At 45.0% G+C, this 19,360-nt stretch carries 16 protein-coding genes and 1 tRNA gene; 11 read left to right on the forward strand and 6 right to left on the reverse strand.

Annotated elements, in window-relative coordinates:
- Nucleotides 1–105: 105 nt before the first annotated feature.
- Nucleotides 106–2,136, forward strand: coding sequence for an MrfA Zn-binding domain-containing protein (gene drmB / locus dnm_RS29000; protein ID WP_207680346.1), 2,031 nt, complete (start codon nt 106–108; stop codon nt 2,134–2,136).
- A 180-nt stretch (nt 2,137–2,316) separates the two neighbouring features.
- Here the strand turns inward: drmB and dnm_RS29005 are convergent, their stop codons facing one another.
- The 3 genes from dnm_RS29005 to mltG form a co-directional block, all read right to left on the reverse strand.
- The gene (locus dnm_RS29005) at nt 2,317–2,859 is read right to left on the reverse strand and encodes a cobalamin B12-binding domain-containing protein (protein ID WP_207680347.1); all 543 of its coding nucleotides are present in this window, start codon (nt 2,857–2,859) and stop codon (nt 2,317–2,319) included.
- Between the two features lie 177 nt (nt 2,860–3,036).
- Complete coding sequence (gene nagZ / locus dnm_RS29010; RefSeq protein WP_207680348.1) at nt 3,037–4,035, reverse strand: beta-N-acetylhexosaminidase; 999 nt, start codon at nt 4,033–4,035, stop codon at nt 3,037–3,039.
- 328 nt (nt 4,036–4,363) lie between these two features.
- Nucleotides 4,364–5,392: an endolytic transglycosylase MltG gene (mltG, locus tag dnm_RS29015; RefSeq protein ID WP_207680349.1), complete on the reverse strand. Its 1,029-nt coding sequence runs from the start codon at nt 5,390–5,392 to the stop codon at nt 4,364–4,366.
- 135 nt (nt 5,393–5,527) lie between these two features.
- Between mltG and dnm_RS29020 the strand changes: the two genes are divergently transcribed.
- The 10 genes from dnm_RS29020 (at nt 5,528) to pnp (ending at nt 16,846) form a co-directional block, all read left to right on the forward strand.
- Nucleotides 5,528–5,603 (forward strand) — tRNA-Gly (locus dnm_RS29020).
- A 447-nt stretch (nt 5,604–6,050) separates the two neighbouring features.
- Entirely contained in the window at nt 6,051–6,698 is a 648-nt protein-coding gene (gene rimP, locus dnm_RS29025) for a ribosome maturation factor RimP (RefSeq protein ID WP_246556137.1), read from the forward strand.
- 68 nt (nt 6,699–6,766) lie between these two features.
- Nucleotides 6,767–8,350, forward strand: a complete 1,584-nt coding sequence (nusA, locus tag dnm_RS29030; protein ID WP_207680350.1) for a transcription termination factor NusA — start codon at nt 6,767–6,769, stop codon at nt 8,348–8,350.
- 97 nt (nt 8,351–8,447) lie between these two features.
- A complete protein-coding gene (gene infB, locus dnm_RS29035; RefSeq protein ID WP_207680351.1) occupies nt 8,448–11,348 on the forward strand; it encodes a translation initiation factor IF-2 in 2,901 nt (966 codons plus the stop codon).
- A 196-nt stretch (nt 11,349–11,544) separates the two neighbouring features.
- The gene (locus tag dnm_RS29040) at nt 11,545–11,832 is read left to right on the forward strand and encodes a DUF503 domain-containing protein (RefSeq protein WP_207680352.1); all 288 of its coding nucleotides are present in this window, start codon (nt 11,545–11,547) and stop codon (nt 11,830–11,832) included.
- Between the two features lie 61 nt (nt 11,833–11,893).
- Nucleotides 11,894–12,241, forward strand: coding sequence for a 30S ribosome-binding factor RbfA (rbfA, locus tag dnm_RS29045; protein WP_207680353.1), 348 nt, complete (start codon nt 11,894–11,896; stop codon nt 12,239–12,241).
- 15 nt (nt 12,242–12,256) lie between these two features.
- Nucleotides 12,257–13,351, forward strand: coding sequence for a DHH family phosphoesterase (locus dnm_RS31080; RefSeq protein ID WP_246556138.1), 1,095 nt, complete (start codon nt 12,257–12,259; stop codon nt 13,349–13,351).
- Nucleotides 13,352–13,405: 54 nt separating this feature from the next.
- Nucleotides 13,406–14,344 carry a tRNA pseudouridine(55) synthase TruB gene (gene truB, locus dnm_RS29055; RefSeq protein ID WP_207680354.1) on the forward strand — a complete coding sequence of 313 codons (939 nt, stop codon included), beginning with the start codon at nt 13,406–13,408 and terminating at the stop codon, nt 14,342–14,344.
- Between the two features lie 28 nt (nt 14,345–14,372).
- Nucleotides 14,373–14,642, forward strand: coding sequence for a 30S ribosomal protein S15 (gene rpsO, locus dnm_RS29060; RefSeq protein ID WP_207680355.1), 270 nt, complete (start codon nt 14,373–14,375; stop codon nt 14,640–14,642).
- A gap of 116 nt (nt 14,643–14,758) precedes the next feature.
- Nucleotides 14,759–16,846 (forward strand): polyribonucleotide nucleotidyltransferase, encoded by a 2,088-nt coding sequence (pnp, locus tag dnm_RS29065; RefSeq protein WP_207680356.1) that lies wholly within the window; start codon nt 14,759–14,761, stop codon nt 16,844–16,846.
- 519 nt (nt 16,847–17,365) lie between these two features.
- On the opposite strand, the gene dnm_RS29070 is transcribed toward pnp, so the two are convergent.
- The 3 genes from dnm_RS29070 to dnm_RS29080 all read right to left on the reverse strand — a co-directional run bounded on the left by dnm_RS29070 (nt 17,366) and on the right by dnm_RS29080 (nt 18,477).
- Complete coding sequence (locus tag dnm_RS29070) at nt 17,366–17,773, reverse strand: putative toxin-antitoxin system toxin component, PIN family (RefSeq protein WP_207680357.1); 408 nt, start codon at nt 17,771–17,773, stop codon at nt 17,366–17,368.
- Nucleotides 17,770–18,027 (reverse strand): hypothetical protein, encoded by a 258-nt coding sequence (locus dnm_RS29075; protein ID WP_207680358.1) that lies wholly within the window; start codon nt 18,025–18,027, stop codon nt 17,770–17,772. Before dnm_RS29075 ends, dnm_RS29070 begins: the two co-directional genes overlap by 4 nt.
- A 213-nt stretch (nt 18,028–18,240) precedes the next feature.
- The gene (locus tag dnm_RS29080) at nt 18,241–18,477 is read right to left on the reverse strand and encodes a glycine zipper domain-containing protein (protein WP_207680359.1); all 237 of its coding nucleotides are present in this window, start codon (nt 18,475–18,477) and stop codon (nt 18,241–18,243) included.
- Nucleotides 18,478–19,360: the final 883 nt, after the last annotated feature.

Here is a 19,360-nt window from a genome sequence, read left to right on the forward strand (position 1 = left end):
GAATTATTTAAATATCATCTTTAAAAAAAACGTTTTTCTTAATTTTTTGCGATCCGGCTTGATGATGCAAAAAACCGCTTCGCTCTATTTTTGCACTCCGGATTGATGCTTGATGATGCAAAAAACCGCTTCGCTCTATTTTTGCACTCCGGATTGATGCTTGATGATGCAAAAAACCGCTTCGCTCTATTTTTGCACTCCGGATTGATGCTTGATGATGCAAAAAACCGCTTCGCTCTATTTTTGCACTCCGGATTGATGATGATGATGAATAATGGAGAAACAAAAATGATAAAACTAGGAGATTTGAGACCCAGTCAGCTTTTATACACCTTTGGCATTGGCTCGCTCATAGATTTGCCGAATATGTCTGTTCTGGTCATGGGACTGGATGACTGGGATACCTCACGTTGCCAGCCTGTCACAGAAGAACGCCTGCTCGCAGCACTCAGGTTAAGACTTGGCTCACAACTGCAAAAACTCAGTATGCCGCCTTTTGATCCGGATGCAAAAGACCATGACAATCCTTTTGGTCCTCAGATCGGAGTGCCTGTTGTTCCTTTTCCCCGGTGGCTGCGCTGTTCCAGATGCAATCATATTTCAACCGTGGATTCAGGTCTCTTCAAATTAAAGTCCGTGCCTTATTATCCTGACCGAACCCGCTATGTTCATATCAACTGCAACAAAGCAAAAGAACCCCCCGCGTTGCCCGTGCGCTTTGTCGTGGCCTGCAAAAACGGACATCTGCATGATTTCCCCTGGACAGACTATGTGCATAGGGGGCAGAGATGTTCTGAAAAAACTTCTGTTCTCATACTAAAAGAAGTCGGTGTGTCAGGTGAGGCATCAGACATTATCGTAAAATGCGAATCCTGTGGCATGGAGAGACGCATGGGAGATGCGCTCGGTCCCGGAGGCAGTGATGTGCTGCCTTCCTGCAAAGCATGGCATCCTCACCTGAGAACCCGGGACAAAGACGGATGTTCCGAACCTCTCAGAGTCACCCTGCTGGGCGCTTCCAATGCCTGGTTTCCCATAACATTATCAGCCATATCTATTCCCAATTCAGCGACCCGGCTCATACAAATCCTTCATGACAACTGGGCAACCCTGGAACCGGTGACAAGTTTGGATATCCTCAGAGCCTTTCGTCAGACCCCTTTTTTCTCATTTCTCACAGAATTTTCAGATGAGGAAATATGGGACGCTATTGTAAAGAAACGAGCATCTGAGGATCAGGCAGACACCCGGGACAACGAAGAAGAAAGCCTGAAAATACCGGAATGGGAAGTCTTTTCAAATCCCGAAGGCAGTCCTGTCACAGATGACTTCAAACTTCGTGCGGTGGCACCGCCCGCGGGGTATGAGAAATTTATAGAAAAAACAGTTCTGGTTGAGCGCATTCGTGAGGTGCGGGCCATCATGAATTTCACTCGTATTGAAAGCCCCGGTGATTTTATGGATGGTGATGAAATCCCCGAAGAAAGACTTGCGCCCCTTTCCCGGAAGGATCCCACATGGCTGCCTGCGGCCGAGGTCCATGGTGAAGGATTGTTCCTGCATTTCAAAGAATCCGCAATCCGTGAATGGTATGAAAAGCGGGCCGTGAAAAAGAGAAATCAGCTCTTTTTCACAGGTCACATCGGATGGCGCAAAATGAGAAAGATTGAGCCGAATGACCACGGGTTTCCTTCTCTCCGATATGTCATGCTTCATTCTTTTGCCCATGGGCTGATGCGGCAGTTGTCCATTGAATGCGGTTATACCGCGGCCAGTATCCGTGAACGGATTTATTCACGTTATTCAGAAGACCCTGAAGAACTGTCCATGGCAGGCATCCTGATTTACACTGCGGCATCAGACAGCGAAGGTACCCTGGGCGGTCTGGTGAATCTTGGCGATCCTGAGACACTGGGCAGGCATATTGACCAGGCTCTTGAGCAGATACGGGTATGTGCGTCGGATCCCCTGTGTGCGGAACATTTGCCCACAGAAAACACCACCGGCATTCACGGTGCAGCCTGTCATGCGTGCCTTTTTGCCCCTGAAACCTCCTGCGAGCGGGGCAACAAGTATCTGGACAGAGCCACCCTGGTTGAAACATTTTCAATGCAGGGTACAGCTTTTTTTGAGTAAGATAAGAATTGTTGGAAAAGTGCGGTGGGTTTCGCTTCGCTCCACCCACCCTACACCGGGTATTTTATTTTTGGGGATATTCCTTGGGTCTTATTGGATAAATGAGGCAGTGCGGTGGGTTTCGCTTCGCTTCACCCACCCTACACCGGGTATTTTATTTTTGGGGATATTCCTTGGGTCTTATTGGATAAATGAGGCAGAAACGCCCGCTGAATCAGTCCCCAGCAGGAATTCCAGGAACGAAATCGCATTTTTTGCCACAACATGGATGCCTGTGCGTTCGGCAAAATCAGGATCATATCTGAACACCGGGCCGCCCGCGATAATCCGGGTTTTTTGGGGAAGCTGTGCGCTGATCTCCGCCACGAGCGTGTCCGTATCCAGCTGGAGAACGGTAAGCCCGAGGAAATCAGGACGATGCTTTTGGCATTCGGACACGATGTTTTCGGGTGTCTGAAGCAGTCCGAGCGGAACAACCCGCAGCCCGGCCACCTCTGCGTAGCGGTGAATCACTTTCAGCCCCATGCCCATTCCGTCATCAAGAGTGGCAGTGAGCATCAGCAGCGGATTTTTCCAAAGCCCTGTGATTCCCCGGTCCGCTTTCCATTCCAGCAGTTCTCCGGCTCTGGCTTCAAATTCGGACCGGGAAGGAATGCCTTTGTCTTTCCATTCCCGAATGGTGTCTGTCAATTTTGTCCTGAACAATGTGCAGGTAGGGTCCATTGAGTCTCCTTGTTATTTTTATTTTGTTCTCGCTTTTATGCCGGACTATGCCGGACTATGCCCTGTGCCGGACGGGGGTTGTAACTCCGTCCGAAATATTATGCCGACTATGCCGGGCGGGGTTTGCAACCCCGTTTGAAATATTTTTGCAAACTTCGGCAGTCTGCCTTCTGAAGACTACAAATATTTTTCTTTCAGTTTCAATATCCGCCGGACAGACGCCTCTCCTCTTGTCTTTATTTCCTGAGTGTCTGTAATGCCCTTCAGAATCTCTTCAAAGGCAATTTCAATATTCGGCCCTTTGTGGCAAATCAGCGTGATATCTATATCAGCAGAAAGGATTTGTTGTATGACTGTTCTGATATCATAATGTTTTTTTATCGCGCCCATGTCCAAATCATCGGTTATCACGATGCCGGCAAACCCCATCATGTTTCGCAGAAGTTTCTTTGCAATCCGGGGAGACAGACTTGCAGGCCATTTCGGATCAATTTTATTATAAAAAATGTGAGATAACATGATTCCCGCGACCGCCTGTTTTATCGCGGCTTCAAAGGGCAGAAGGTCAAAAGACTCAAGCGCCGCCATATCCGCATTGAGAAAAGGCATGTCATTGTGAGAATCCGAGGTGGTGCGCCCTATTCCCGGAAAATGTTTTGCAACGGCCATGACGCGATTATTTTGCAAATGCCTGATAACCTTGGTCCCCAAAGCAGATACCCGTTCGGGGGTATGTCCGAAAACCCTTTCTGCCATTATACTCTGAACTCCCTCCGGTGCGACATCCATGACAGGTGCCATGTTCATATTGACCCCGAGCTCTGTTAATTCTGCTGCTGTGACTTTGGCAAAATGCACAGCATCTGCCTCATCTTTCATTTTGGGATTACCGGGAAACTGTGTAAAAGGTTCCTTCAGCCTGGCCACCTGTCCCCCTTCCTGGTCAATGGCAATAAACAGGGGAGGCTGTCCCCTTATGCGTGCGTATTCCTGAACCGACTGGCACAGTTCCTTTATCTGATCCGGACCGGACAGATTTCTCGTAAAGAGTATAATGCCTCCGATTTTTAGTGTATCAATCAGAAATTTCAGGTCGTTGTTTAAATCTGTTCCGTCAAACCCCGCCATCACACGCTGTCCGGCAAGTTGTTCTTTTGAAAATGTTGTAATGTTCATAAATTTCACCTTTTAAAACCGGGGCTTCCGGCCCGGGACTGTAATAAATTCATTGCAGAACAGAGCAAAAGGCTCAGCAGGCGGTGTTCCGACAGGCTCAGCAGGCGGTGTTTCTGCCCGCGTCTGCAAAATTTTTCCTGAAAGTTTTTGATCAGTTGATAATCAGTAGATGGAAAAAGTTCGTAGTTCCGCCTTCAGGCGGTCTGTTGTGCAAGTGTAAGCATCTGTTTTCACTGAGACCGCCTGAAGGCGGAACTACGAACTTTGCGGATTAATCGGATTTTTTCCATCTACTGATAATACCCCACGGGAATCGGGAAATTTTTTTCTACTTTGATAATTGATATTTTCGCACGGCTCTGTTATGGTCTTTCAATGTTTTTGAAAATTTATGTGTGCTGTCTTTTTTTGAAACAAAATAGAGATAAGAGGTGTCAGCAGGCCAGAGCGCTGATTTTATGGACTCGGCTCCGGGATTTGCAATTGGCCCCGGTGGAAGTCCTTTTATTTTATAAGTGTTATAAGGTGTCAGAGTTTTAAGATGCTTTCGGGTGATATTACCGTTAAAATCTTTTATACCGTAAATCACCGTGGGGTCACTCTGAAGACGCATCCTTTTTTTTAAACGATTGTGAAAAACCGAAGATATGACAGGACGTTCAGCAGCAACACCTGTTTCCTTTTCAATAATGGATGCCAGCGTGACCACCTGATGAACTGAAAGTTTCAGTTTCTCAGCCTGCTCTTTCCATTCAGGGGTGAATACGGACCAGAAACGACTGACCAATGTGGATATCATTTTTTTAGCGGTCACACCTTTTGGGAAATAATAAGTATCCGGAAAAAGATATCCTTCAAAGGTCCAGGCATTAATTCCTTTTTCATGTATAAAATCCGTATCTGTCGCGGCCGCCAAAAACTCTTTTTCAGATCCAAGCCCGAGTTTGGCAACAGTTGAAGCAATCTGATGCAGATCATAGCCCTCGGGCAGGGTCAGCTTGCAGAGAAAAACCTTTCCCTTTGCCATTATGTCAAGGATTTCATTGGGCGACATAGCGGAAGAGAGGCGATATTCACCCGCTTTTATTTTTTTGTCATGTCCTTTGATTCGGGCAAGCAATCTGAATTTATAAGGATTTTTAATAATGCCCGCCTGATGCAACTGTTCGGAAGTGAGACTGAACCGCTGGCCCGGAGGGACAACCACAAATATTTCCTGATCTGTATTTGCGGAGATATCTGCATATCGTAAAATATCCAGAAAAAAATACGAAAAAACACCAATGAATGAAAATAAAATGATTACCAATAATTTCTTCAATTTTAAATACTCCCTGTCTGCCGTGTCGTTTGTCATTTATGATTTTTCAGAAATAATGACTGATAGAAAATTATATGTCAAACAACTGCGGATTGTCAAAGGTGTTTAAATTTATGATGGAAAAATGTTGACAAAAAAGTTTTCTGTAGTATAATAACTCTTAAATGGTGAGCGGGCATAGCTCAGCTGGTAGAGTACAAGCTTCCCAAGCTTGGTGTCGCGAGTTCGAATCTCGTTGCCCGCTCCATGGAAAGTCCGATTTTTTATAAAGGCTATCTGAGGATAGACCTTTTCCTTATTATGAGTGTATGTATGATTCGGGATTAACTTTTTTGTTATGGCTATATATATGAACAGATAAAGTTTTTAAATACACTATGGTAAAGGTCTATGTGGTTGAAAAAAGCGGGCGGCAGCCCGTTTTTTTATTTTGTTTTTATAATAAAGATAAGGCACATACAGATAAAATAGAAAATTTAAAAACAATAAAATCAGCTCCGGGAGTGCGAAAATCATTTTTCGCAACGACTCCGAAAAATGATTTTCAGAGTCCGGATTTTATTATTTTCTGTACAAAAATAGAAACTACAGGGAGCTAAGACAGGAAAGGAATTTTTTTCCCTTCTTATCCGGCTTCCTTGTCGCTTTTACAAATTTTTATTATTTCCTGTACAGTAAAAAAGGATACTTCAAGGTGAAACACCGCCGGCGACATAAAAACCGACCGATTGAAAAAAAAGCTTCTCGTTCCGGAAAATCACGTCGGCAAACTGATTCCGAAGAACGGGACAGCCAGAAAGATGAAAAAAAACGTGACCACGTAAAAGCTGAAGAGATAAGGCAGATAGCAGAACCTTTGTGTGAAGCTGAAGGAATGGAACTGGCGCACGTCGAATATCAGCGTGAGGCAGGGGGCAGGGTGCTTCGTCTGTATATAGACAGACCCGGAGGGGTTACGTTAAATGACTGTGTTTACATCAGCCGTCAGGTCAATGATCTTCTGGATGTTCATTTTATGTCCTCAGGTATTGAAGATGAGCCATACAATCTTGAAGTCTCTTCACCGGGTCCGAATCGCCCTTTGGGAAAAAGAACTGATTTTGAAAGATTCCGGGGGAAAAAAGTAAAGATCAGAACCCTTGGTCCTGTTGATGGGAAAAAAAATATCCAGGGGGTTTTGGCAGGATTATCGGAAGAAATAGTACCCCCCTCTGTTTCCGGGCTAAAATCAGATCCGGTAACCTCGGAAGTTTGTGTAAAACTCTTGGTCGATGACAAAATCCTGCTGATTCCATATCAGGAAATTACGCGGGCGCGGCTTGTGCCAGAAAAAGTTGATTGATAATTGATGATTGATAATTATCAGTTATCAATTATCAATTAAAATATCTCTTTAACGGAGAATAATGGATGTTTATAACAGATATAAGGCGTGTCATTGAGCAGGTGAGCCGGGATAAGGGCATTGAAAGTGACATTCTTATCAGAGCAATTGAAGAAGCGCTGAGGTCTGCGGCCAGAAAAAGATTCGGGAATAAGATTGATATTGAAGTCAAATATAATGAAGAATTAGGTGAAATCGAAGTATTTCAGTTCAGAGAAGTGGTGGAGAAGATCAGCGAACCTGTTGAAGAATATGAGATGCTCCAAATCACTGTGAAAGAAGGACTCAAACTTGATCCGGAATGTGAAATTGGCGACAGTCTCGGCACCAAAATGGACACAGGCACTTTTGGCAGGATTGCGGCCCAATCCGCCAAACAGGTCATTATCCAAAAAATGAAAGACGCTGAAAGAGAGGCCGTTTATTCAGGATTTATTGATCGGAAAGGTGAGATCATAAACGGCATTGTCCAGCGTATTGACCGGGGCAGTATTATTGTCAATCTGGGGCAGACCGAAGCTGTTCTTCCTGAGCGTGAACAGGTTCCGAGAGAAACCTACAGACGCGGGGACAGAATACGAGCCTATATAATGGATGTACGGCAGGACACGCGGGGACCTCAGATTATTCTGTCAAGAACGCATCCGAACTTTCTGATCAATCTTTTTAAAACAGAAGTACCTGAAATCAGCGAGAGTATCGTGACCATCATGGGGGCGGCCCGCGAACCCGGGGTTCGGGCAAAATTTGCAGTATCCTCCAATGATTCAGACATAGACCCGGTCGGAGCCTGCGTGGGCATGAAAGGAAGCCGGGTGCAAAATGTTGTCCAGGAACTCAGAGGCGAAAAAATAGATATCATATCCTGGCATGTTGATCCCGCGAAATTTGTTTGTAATGCCCTGGCTCCTGCGGAGATATCAAGGGTTATTATTGACGAGGAAAACCGTTCCATGGAAGTCATTGTCCCTGATGAATTTTTGTCCGTGGCAATTGGAAAAGGCGGACAGAATGTGCGGCTTGCTTCCAAATTAACCCGGTGGCGTCTGGATGTCAAAAGTGAGGCTCAGTACAGCGAAGACATGGAAGATGCTTATAATTCTCTGATGGCATTGCCGGGGATGACCATAAGCTTGGCAGATGCGTTGTATGAAAGAGGCTTTTTTTCTGCTGAGGAACTCAGCAAAAGTTCTGTGGAAGATTTGACTCAGGTCAGGGATATTACCGAAGAAAAAGCTCTGGAACTCATTGAAATTGCAAAAAAATATATGGAAGACCCTGATGGGGAGATATTACATCTGACTTCCGAGATCACTCAGGAGCAAACATCTCCGGATAAAAGTGTCAGAGGCAATTCCGAAGCTGAGGAGGATTTGTCGGACAGTCCGGGGGACCCTGAGACGACTGAGGAAGAGGCTTTGCCGGATGATTCAACGAATACTGAGACAGATGAAGATACTTTGTCAAAAAATTCAACGGACACCGAGATGCCCGAATATGCCTCAGCGAATGATCCGATTGACAATAACGATCTGGTTGAGTCGGACGGTTCATCTGTCCCGGATGTTCAAAAACAGGTTGAAAATGATAATGAGAATAATACACTTTAATTGAAGATTGAAGATTGAAGATTGGGTAATCTGCGAATTCAAATCCCCAATTGTCAATCTTCAATCTTCAATCTTCAATTTAAAAAAAGGGGGATGGATGGCTAAGATCAGAGTATATGAGCTTGCCAGGGACCTTAACATGAAAAGCAAAGTACTCCTTGAAAAATTAAAGGATATGGATATTACGGTAGGCAGTCATGTAAGCTCTCTGGATGATGATGTTGTAACCCGGGTCAGAGCCGATGTTTTCGGTGCAAAATCTGACTCATCCGATGTAAAACGTTTAAAATCAACGGTTATCCGAAGGCGCAAAAAACGCGTACTGGGAAAGCCTGGTCAGCCAGAACCCATTGAATCTAAAGAACATCCTCCTGTTGACATCTCTGCGAAGGATAATACAGAACCCCCCGGACAAGATCAGATGCCTGATATGAAAAATATTGAGCAGCCATCTGATAAAAGTGAAAAATCCCCTCAAGAACTGCTCGTGGAAGATAAAATCAAGGAACCTGTGGAAGATAAAGCTAAAATTACCGAAGCACCTGCTCCTGACTATGACCAGAAAAAAGCCGGTACTCAAAAAAATGCGAAGGAAAGTCTTTCTGTCGCAGGGGAAACCTCCCCGGATGTGACGGACAAACATAATGATGCTGATTCAAAAAAGGCAGGCCAGTCAGCAGTCAAACCTGTCAAACCTGTTCGTCCGTCACAGGAGCGACCCTCCGTATCAAAGGATGAAAAACCGGCTCAGGCTTTAAAAAATGAAAAGCGGTCCAGAAAAAGAAAAAAAAGAAAAAAAGAGACCCCTGCAAAGATTATAAAATTGCCAACAGAACAGGAAAAAGCATCAGCACCAAAGGAAGTGATCAAAAAAAAAGGGTTGGCTGAAAAATCATCAAGAGGCAGACGACAGACGACAGCTTCGGCCCCATATGGTGCGAAGACACCTCCGACAGACAGAACGGTACAAAAAGATTCACCCCTGAGAGATAAAAAGAAAAAGAATCAGAGAAAAAAATCAGACGCGGACATGACCCGGCGCGTTGTTTCTCAGGATAAACCGTCCTCGGGAAAAGAAATAAAGTGGACCAAAAAGAAAATTTCTTTTAAACGAAAAGAGGTGGTTGAAGGAGCTGCACTTTACGACAGATCACAACGAGGTAAAAAAGGCCGCAGGGGTGCTGCCAAGGCCAAAAATGTCAAAGCCCAGAAGCCTCAGATCACAACGCCGAAAGCTATCAAACGGAGAGTCAAAATTGATGACACCATTGTTCTTTCTGATCTGGCAAAACGGATGGGCATCAAAGCCAATGAAATGATCCAGAAGCTGATCGGTCTGGGCGTCATGGTGACGGTGAACCAGACAATAGATTTCGACACAGCAGTTCTGGTGGCTTCGGAATTTGATTATGAATTGGAAAGAGCCTCGTTTGAGGAAGAAAGCATTTTAAGCGAAACCACGGAAAAAGATGATCCTGCCAAGCTCACGGAAAGGTCCCCGGTGGTTACGATCATGGGGCATGTGGATCATGGTAAGACTTCGCTTTTGGATGTCATACGCAAGACCAGAATAACAGAAATCGAAGCCGGAGGCATCACCCAGCACATCGGTGCATACAATGTTTCAACAGACAACGGACAGATCACCTTTTTGGATACACCGGGACATGAGGCGTTTACATCAATGCGTGCCCGGGGAGCCAAGGTGACGGATCTGGTCGTTTTGGTGGTGGCTGCTGATGACGGGGTCATGCCCCAGACAGTGGAAGCAATCAACCACTCCAAAGCCGCCGGGGTTCCCATCATTGTAGCGGTCAACAAAATTGACAAGGCAAATGCGGATACTGACCGGGTGGTGCGCGAACTTTCCGAACAAGGACTTGTACCGGAAGACTGGGGAGGAGACACCATTTTTGTCAAGGTTTCTGCAAAACAGAATCAGGGCATTGACAATCTTCTGGAGATGATACTGCTTCAGTCCGAAGTCCTTGAGCTGAAAGCCAATGCAGATAAGCTCGCCAAGGGGTATGTGGTGGAATCAAAACTGGACTCCGGCAGAGGCTCTGTTGCCACCGTGCTTGTGCAGGAAGGGACCCTTCACGCGGGAAATTCGGTCGTATGCGGCATTCATCACGGAAAAATCCGGGCCATGCTGAACGACAGAGGCGTGCAGGTCGAATCCGCGGGTCCTTCGATCCCGGTGGAAGTGATCGGACTTTCCGGAGTGCCCAATGCCGGTGATGAGCTTATTGCTGTGAGCGACGATAAAAGCGCCAAGCAGGTCAGTGTTCATCGGGTTCAGAAGCAGCGGGCCAAAGAACTGGCAAAAACCAGCCGGATGAGCCTTGAAAAACTTTTTGAGAAGATGAAAGAAGGCGAAGTCAAGGAACTCAATCTCATCATAAAGGCAGATGTGCATGGCTCTATTGAAGCGATTACAGATTCTTTGGTAAAACTTTCCAACGAAGAAGTCACCATCCATGTGGTTCATTCCGCGACCGGTACCATCACCGAATCAGATGTTTCCCTGGCAGCGGTATCTGATGCCATCATCATTGGTTTTAATGTCCGCCCCACGCCGAAAGTACAGGCATTTGCCAGTGAAGAACATGTGGATATGCGCTTTTACAATGTCATATACAATGCCATCAAAGACATCCAGGATGCCATTGTGGGCATGATGGCGTCCACATATGAAGAGCGGGTCCTGGGCAGGGCTGAGGTTCGCCAGGTATTTCATGTCCCCAAAGTCGGCTCGGTTGCGGGAACTTATGTGACCGACGGAAAGATATCGCGAGGCAAGCTTGTGCGCCTTCTCCGGGACGGCGTTGTCTTTTTTGAAGGCAAGCTGGCTTCTCTCCGTCGTTTCAAAGATGATGTGAAGGAAGTGCAAAGCGGTTATGAATGCGGGATCGGCATCGAAGATTACAATGACATCAAAGTCGGTGACATCATAGAATGTTATTATCTGGAAGAGATTAAACCGGAAATCTCATAAAGAATTGATAATTGATAATTGATAATTGATAATTTTTCAAGGCATTCTTCATTTGTCAGTTTACACTTTACTACAGAACAATTTTGCAAATTGTTCCAGATGCCGGAAAAAGTGTAAACTACTTTTTAGTCTGTATGAAGGATGCCTTGATAATTTTTTAATTTTCAATTTTCAACTTTTAATTCTCAATTAAAATATGGTCATAGGTATCGGAATCATTACATTCAGGATTCATGACTGCCGTTCTCTGAAAGGAAAGAGAAAGGTGGTGAAATCCGTCATTACCCAGTTGCGCAATCATTTTAATGTTTCGGTCGCGGAAGTGGGATCGAATGATATTTATCAAAGGGCGGAAATTGGTTTCGCGTTGACAGGAAATGATCAGAAGGTCATAAATTCTAAAATAGATAAATTATTTAATCTGGCAGAAAATCTGGGCCTTGCTGAAATTATTGACACTGAAATGGAAATCATCAGTTATTGAGAAAAGAGAAGTGAGAATTTCTTTTTTTTCAATTCTCAATTCTCAATTCTCAATTAAAATTATGAAACCTTTTAAACGAGCAGACAGAGTCGGCGGCCTGATACAAGAAACTTTGTCCGATATTTTACGGAAAAAGATTAAAGATCCCCGCCTCGATATGACAGTCATCACGGGCGTTGAAATGTCAGCGGATTTGAAAAACGCACGTATATTTTTTTCCACATCAGCAGGCAGCGAAGACAGACAAAAAGAAGTGGCAGCGGGCTTTCAAAGTGCGATGGGGTATATAAGACGCACGCTTGCCCGGGAACTTGAGTTACGATATATGCCCACTCTTAAATTCTATTATGATACGTCTTTTGACTATGGCGCACATATTGACAACGTACTTAAAAAAATTGAAGATTGATGCCTGAACTGAAACGTGTTCAATGTTCAATTAATGCAAGTCATGGAGAATATCATACGCTATCTGAAGCACAGCGAAAATGTGCTCATTGCCTCTCACGTCAATCCGGACGGCGACGCGGTTGGTTCTCTGATTGCTATGGGCCTTGCGCTGAATGCGTTGAATATAAAAACAACGCTTTATAACGAAAGCAAGATCCCGACTGTCTATTGCTTCCTGCCATCAGTCGCTCGCATCGTTCCGACACTCGACAACATTCAAAACTCGACATTTGAATATGACGCTGCCATTGTTCTCGACTGCGGAGATATACAGAGAGTGGGTAAGATGGGGTCGGAATTAGGGAAGTCAGGTTCCGGGTTTCAACTCATCAATATTGATCATCATATCACCAACACATATTTTGGTGATTTTCACCTGATTGATATATCTGCATGTGCCACCGCGGAAATCATATATCGTCTGATAAAAAAAATGGGGGTTCCGATAACTTCGGCCATTGCCACATGCATATACACGGGAATTCTGACAGATACGGGTTCGTTCCGTTTTTCAAACACCAACAAGGCAGCGTTTGAAATTTGTAATGAAATGGTGGCACTGGGCGTTGATCCGTATAATGTTGCCAAGCATGTGTATGGAAGATATTCCATGGGGCGTCTGAAGCTTTTAAATCTGGCCCTTGATACCCTTGAAGTTTCATATAATGGTAAGGTGTCCATGATGACAATTACCCGGGATATGTTTGATGAAACCGGTACGCAGGCTGAGGACACGGACGGGCTGATCAATTATGCCAGACGGATAAAAGATGTCAAACTCGCTGTTCTTATTCAGGAATGCTGGCTTCCTGACTGCCAACTGCCAGTTTCGGATTATCATATTCCGGTCAAAAAACAACAGTCAGAAATCAAAAAACGTCCCGGGTCTGTTGCGAAAAATCGAAATTTTCATGTCAGCCTGCGTTCCGACGGAACGATTGATGTGGCGTCAATTGCCGCCAATTTTGGCGGTGGCGGACATCGGACTGCGGCGGGATTTAATATTGAGTCTTCGATATCTGATCTGAAATACGGAATTTTTAATCTGGCCAAAGAAATTGTCAACTGAACTCAACAACTCGACAAGTCCGATTTGCTCCGTGTCTTCAACAGATTTTAATATATGCAGAATGAATTAAATGGAATTTTTGTTATTGACAAGCCTGTCAATGTAACTTCCGCCCAGGTCGTCGCTCGTGTAAAAAAACTGCTTGGCGTCAGAAAAGCGGGCCATACAGGTACGCTTGACCCGTTTGCAACAGGGGTCATGTTATGCTGTGTCAATCAGGCCACAAAACTTGCCAGATTTTTTCTGCATGGCGATAAAACATATGAAGCTGTTCTTCATCTGGGAATTGAAACAGATACTCAGGATCTGACCGGAACGATTATTTCAAGGCATGATGAGATAAATATTTCTGAAGAGACCATAACATCTGTATTCAGGCAGTTTGAAGGAAAAACTGAGCAGGTCCCCCCGGTTTATTCGGCCTTAAAACATAAAGGCGTCCCTCTTTATAAGCTTGCCAGAAAAGGCAAACCTGTCCAAAAACCGGCCAGGCAGGTTTTTATTTCATCCATTAACATACTTGATATCAGTCTTCCGGAAATACGTTTTGACGTATCCTGCTCCGGAGGAACTTATATCAGAACACTGGCTTCGGATATCGGAGCATCCCTGGGATGCGGAGGCCACCTTAAAGAACTCAGACGGACTAAAAGCACCGGCTTTACTATAAATGAAGCCGTATCCCTGTCAGAACTGGCACAACTCATTTCCCCCGAGGGGGAATTCAGCAGGGTCTCAGATCGGATGGTCCCCATGTCAGACGCTTTGCGGGACATGCCTGCTTATGTTGCTGATAATGTTTTGACTAAAAAAATAATGTATGGTAACGTCATAACAAAAAAGGATGTTATGCTTGCAGAAACAGATAATACACAGAATTTTGTTAAAATTGTTGATACAGATAACAACCTTCTGGCCATATTAAGTGATAATAAAGGAAGTCATCGTTATAAATATTGTTGTGTTTTTCATTCGTCACAGACTGACAAATAACGAATGACAGATAAGGAGGCAAAAAAAAGTGGTTTTCACAACAGAAGAAAAAAAAGTACTGATTGATCGTTTTAAACTGCATGAAGATGATACAGGCTCACCTGAGGTTCAGATCGGGCTTCTGACCCATCGCATTACTTATCTTACAGAACATTTAAAGGTTCATAAAAAGGATCATCACTCCAGGAGAGGGTTGCTGATGCTGGTCGGAAGACGTCGCAGACTTTTAAATTATGTAAAAAACAAAGATGTGAAACGATACAGAACGATCATTCAGGCTCTGGGACTGAGACGATAGTGAATCAGTGATCAGTAAACTGTGCAGTTACCAGTCATCAGCTAATAATTGATAATTGATAATTGATCGCTGTTGACTGATAACTGATAACTGATAACTGTTTTCAGGAGATAAACATGGAAATTTTGTTTAAAGCAGAAATTGGGGGAAAGTCCCTGAGTATTCAGACCGGCAAAGTTGCCAAGCAGGCCTCCGGGTCTGTGGTCGTTCAATATGGAGAGACCATTGTACTTGTCACAGTGGTTGCTGCCAATGAACCGAGAGTCGGTACGGATTTTCTGCCGCTTTCAGTGGAATATCAGGAAAAAATCTATGCGGCAGGCCGTATTCCGGGAAATTATTTCAGGCGGGAAGTCGGAAGACCCAGTGAAAAAGAGACGTTGACAGCCCGGCTGATTGACCGTCCCATACGCCCCCTTTTTCCCAAGGATTTTTTTTATGAGACCCAGGTGATTGCAACAGTACTGTCCATGGATCACGAAAATGATCCGGATACGCTCGCCATGACAGGGGCATCCGCGGCCCTTGAGATATCAGACATACCATTTGAGGGTCCCATTGCATGTGTCCGCGTGGGGCGCATAGACGGGGAGTTTATTATCAATCCTCCCATAGCGGACTGGGAAAAATGTGATATCAACATCATTATCGCCGGCTCAAAAACTGGCGTGGTCATGGTGGAGGGCGGCGGTAATATTGTCAGCGAAGCAGATATGCTTGAAGCCATCTTTTTTGGCCATTCGGCAATGCAGCCGCTTATAGATTTACAAGTGAAACTGAAAGAGGCAGCCGGGGCTCCGAAGCGACCCTTTGTTCCACCTGAAAAGGACCTGGAACTGGCTCAGAAAATCGAAGCTTTCGCGATGCCGAAACTATGTGAAGCCATTGTGATACCTGAAAAGGTAAAACGCGGCAAAGCGCTCAGAGCCATCAAAACAGAGATATTTGAGGAACTCGGAGAAGATTATGCGGATCGCAAAGGTGAAGTTTATGAAGTGTTTAATGATCTTCATAAAAAAGTCTCCAGAGAGCTTATACTGAAACAGGGACGCCGTATTGACAACAGAAAATTTGATGAAATACGGCCCATCACCTGTGAAGTCGGCATTCTTCCGAGACCTCACGGCAGTGCGCTTTTTACCCGGGGAGAAACCCAGGCCCTTGGTATTCTGACCATCGGATCCGGTATGGATGAACAGCGGGTGGAAACATTAAGCGGAGAGGAATTCAGACCTTTTATGCTTCATTATAATTTCCCGCCGTTTTCAGTGGGAGAGGTCAAACGCATCGGAGGACCCAGCCGCAGAGATATCGGTCATGGCGGGCTTTCCACACGGGCCATCGAACCCATTCTGCCGCCAAAAGAAGAATTTGATTATACCATTCGTCTGGTTTCGGAGATACTTGAATCCAACGGATCTTCCTCCATGGCAACAGTCTGCGCCGGAAGTCTGTCCCTGATGGACGGAGGGGTTCCCATCAAGGCACCGGTCGCGGGCATTGCAATGGGGCTGATGAAGGATGAGGACAAGGTGGTTATCCTTTCTGATATCATGGGGGATGAAGACCACACCGGGGACATGGATTTTAAGGTGGCCGGTACAAATGAGGGCATAACTTCGCTTCAGATGGATATTAAAATTCATGAGCTTTCACAGGACATCATGAAAAAGGCCCTTGAACAGGCCCGTACAGGCCGGCTGTTTATCCTTGAAAAAATGCTGAAAACGCTGGAGCAGCCGCGGGAGGAAATTTCACCTTATGCCCCGAAAGTGATCAGTATTAAGATTAACCCTGAAAAAATTCGGGATATTATCGGACCTGGCGGAAAAATTATCCGTGCGATTCAGGCTGAAACAAATACTCGGATTGAGATTGATGATTCAGGGATCGTTAAAATTTCTTCTAATTCACAAGAGGAATCCGACGCGGCTTTAAACCGGATCAGTGAAATTACAATAGAACCGGAAGTCGGACAGATTTATGACGGGACAGTTGTAAAAATAACAGATTTCGGTGCGTTTGTCCAAATTTTACCCGGAACAGACGGTCTGTTACATATCTCAGAGCTTTCAAAACGCCGTGTAAAAAAGGTTACGGATGTTGTGAAAGAAGGAGAGACGATTCAGGTCAAAGTTCTTGAAATCAGGAAAGACGGAAAAATCAGCCTGAGCCATAAAGCACTTTTAGAAGAAAAAAATTAAGCGCCTCTGCCTTTCGCTGGTTTAGCAAAACTTTTCTATGAATATGCTATGAAAAGAGAAATTGTTCTTAAAGGCAGAGCAATTTCTCTGGAACCCGCCATATTATTAATCAAACCAAATTTCCTTCATCTCTGATCTACTTCGTTATACATATCGGAGTGTCGCGAATACGCTTAAAACTGACTGCCTTCCGCACCGCCGGATGGCGTCAGCTTTTCCATTTTCCTACTTTACGAGCATGGCCCGCATCATATCGCCTGCATTTTCAGCATAATCTGCTATGGCACTGATGGTTTCCGGATAATTCGGGGGACACAATACTTATTTATTCGGTCTCAGTTTTCTGTCGGGCTTTTCTTTGTCAGGAAATAAGTATTGTGTCCCCTGAATTACAGGGATTCCCCCGATCACCCGCGGGGTAACATTATCGAATTTCACGAGACTTGCGCCCGATTCCAACGATCCGGATTTATCTTGGCACGACAAACGACGGGTTATTTTTTTTATATTTTGTTTATATCATGTGACAAATTTTTCAATGAATGTCTTCCCCCTGACCACTCTGACTTTCGGAAATCTGACATCCTTCAATATATTGTAATGCTTGTCATTTGTAATCAGAAAGTCCGCACTGCCGCAAACCGCACAATCAACAAATTTCTGATCATCCTCGTCGGCAAAGGGAAGCTGAAAACTGAAAGTCGGACTGACGAAGACCACATTTTCGGAAGTCAGGACAAAGAGCCAGAACTGCTCCAGCAGTTCTTTCGGAAACACTCTCTGCAAAATCTCCTCATATTCAAACAGAACAGGAGTTGAGACCAGCAGCTTGCACTTTCCCGAATATATGCCCCTGAGAATCGGATGATAGTAACTTTTGGGACTCAGGCCGGAGAAAAATATGTTTGTGTCAACGACCAGTCTCACTTTTTCCTCTTTTTCTCCCTGTGTCTTTCGACAATCTCAAAAAAATCGTCTTCGCTCCATCTGTTTTTTTCAAAAGTTTCGGCAATTCCTTCCGACAGACTTTCAAAAGCAGCCTGATTTATCAGTTTTTTTATGTTGATCTGATATGTTCTTGTTTTTAATTCGTGAATCATCCGAATGGTGTTTATTTCATCTTCATCAAAACCGATTTTTCCGAGTTTGCTGCAAATCTCGGGTGTGATTGTCTGAAGCATCTGTTTTTCCTTTTCTTAAAAACCGTGATATCTGATAAAAACTATAACGAGCCAGATAAGCGACGGTGGGGGATTCGCTGATACAGCCAACTGAACTTTTACAGGTGTTGCTTTCATGTTAGCCCCATAACCTTGTTCGATTTATAGTGTTTGTCTCTGATAATCTGAAATAATGGATTCAGATGACAGACACTAATTGATTACAGAAATGTCTTATTCCTCCTCATCTTTTGCTTCACCCACCAGATAACCTATTGTTCCTGCAAGTGCTGTTCCAACAGCCACACCGGGCGGGCCTGCAAAAGAACCTAACAAGCCACCGATAAGACCGCCAACTCCACTGCCGACCGTAGCATTTTTATGACCACGTTTGTCAGCTTCATCAATAACCTTGTCTGCGAACTCTCTGATAACGCTGTCATTTCTTTCTTTTACCTCTTTAGACGCCATGCTCTCCCCTTTGATTTAGTTAAAGAATAATCGGGGTAGGACAACTGCCCCCTCACAGCCCCCTGCGTGCGGAATTACCGCACAAAGTTCCTCAGAGTTACTCGCTTCGATACTCCGCTCAAAAATTACGGTTATTGCTATTCTCCGCAGTGAGGTTTGCTCCGCTTATCCGGATCAGCATTGTCCGGGCGTAGTTTCCTTTGCGGACTGCGCAACTCTGCTCACCCCTTCCCCATCAGATCAGCCTTACCGTATCAGAGTATTATGAGTGAGTATGACTCCCCGGAAGTCATCGGCGATCCTCCTTCTTCTCATCGGGTACGCTTACCTGCTGCCTTTCTCCATATCAGAGAAAGTCAGGGGTTGTCACCTTTTTCCGGCAGGAACTTTGAGGGTCTCCCAAGTTCCTGTGTACTTCTCTTCATACATGCCACGCCCTGCGGACACCGGCAGCCCATCCGGAATCTCGCCCGATCAAAGCTAAAGCAAGCTTTGCAGTGCTTCTAACGATTCCTTTGTGTTGGCTTCCGTTGCGTTAAGAACGCCGCCGTCTGCATTTTTAGTCTTGACGATGTGTTAACATGCTTCAGGGGAGCGACGTTCCTCCCCCTGTGGCCTGTAACGCTTCATACGGGTCGTTCGACGGTATGCCCGTCCTGACCGCACGCGACACTCGGTACGGGCGGCTGGCCGGACCTTATCCGGCAGAGACTTTCACCCCGTAAGAAGCACCAAGCTTCGCTTGGCGCGCAACGATCCGGATTTATCTTGGCACGATCAGCCCCGGGCTATGCGAGTGGCTGCTTACCAAACTTCTTTTCTTTACAGTAATCCTGTTTCGATTTCCGGATGTAATCGTTCATCAGAAGTATTTCTCACTAAA

Source organism: Desulfonema magnum (assembly GCF_017377395.1).
Classification (GTDB): Bacteria; Desulfobacterota; Desulfobacteria; order Desulfobacterales; family 4be13; genus Desulfonema_C; species Desulfonema_C magnum.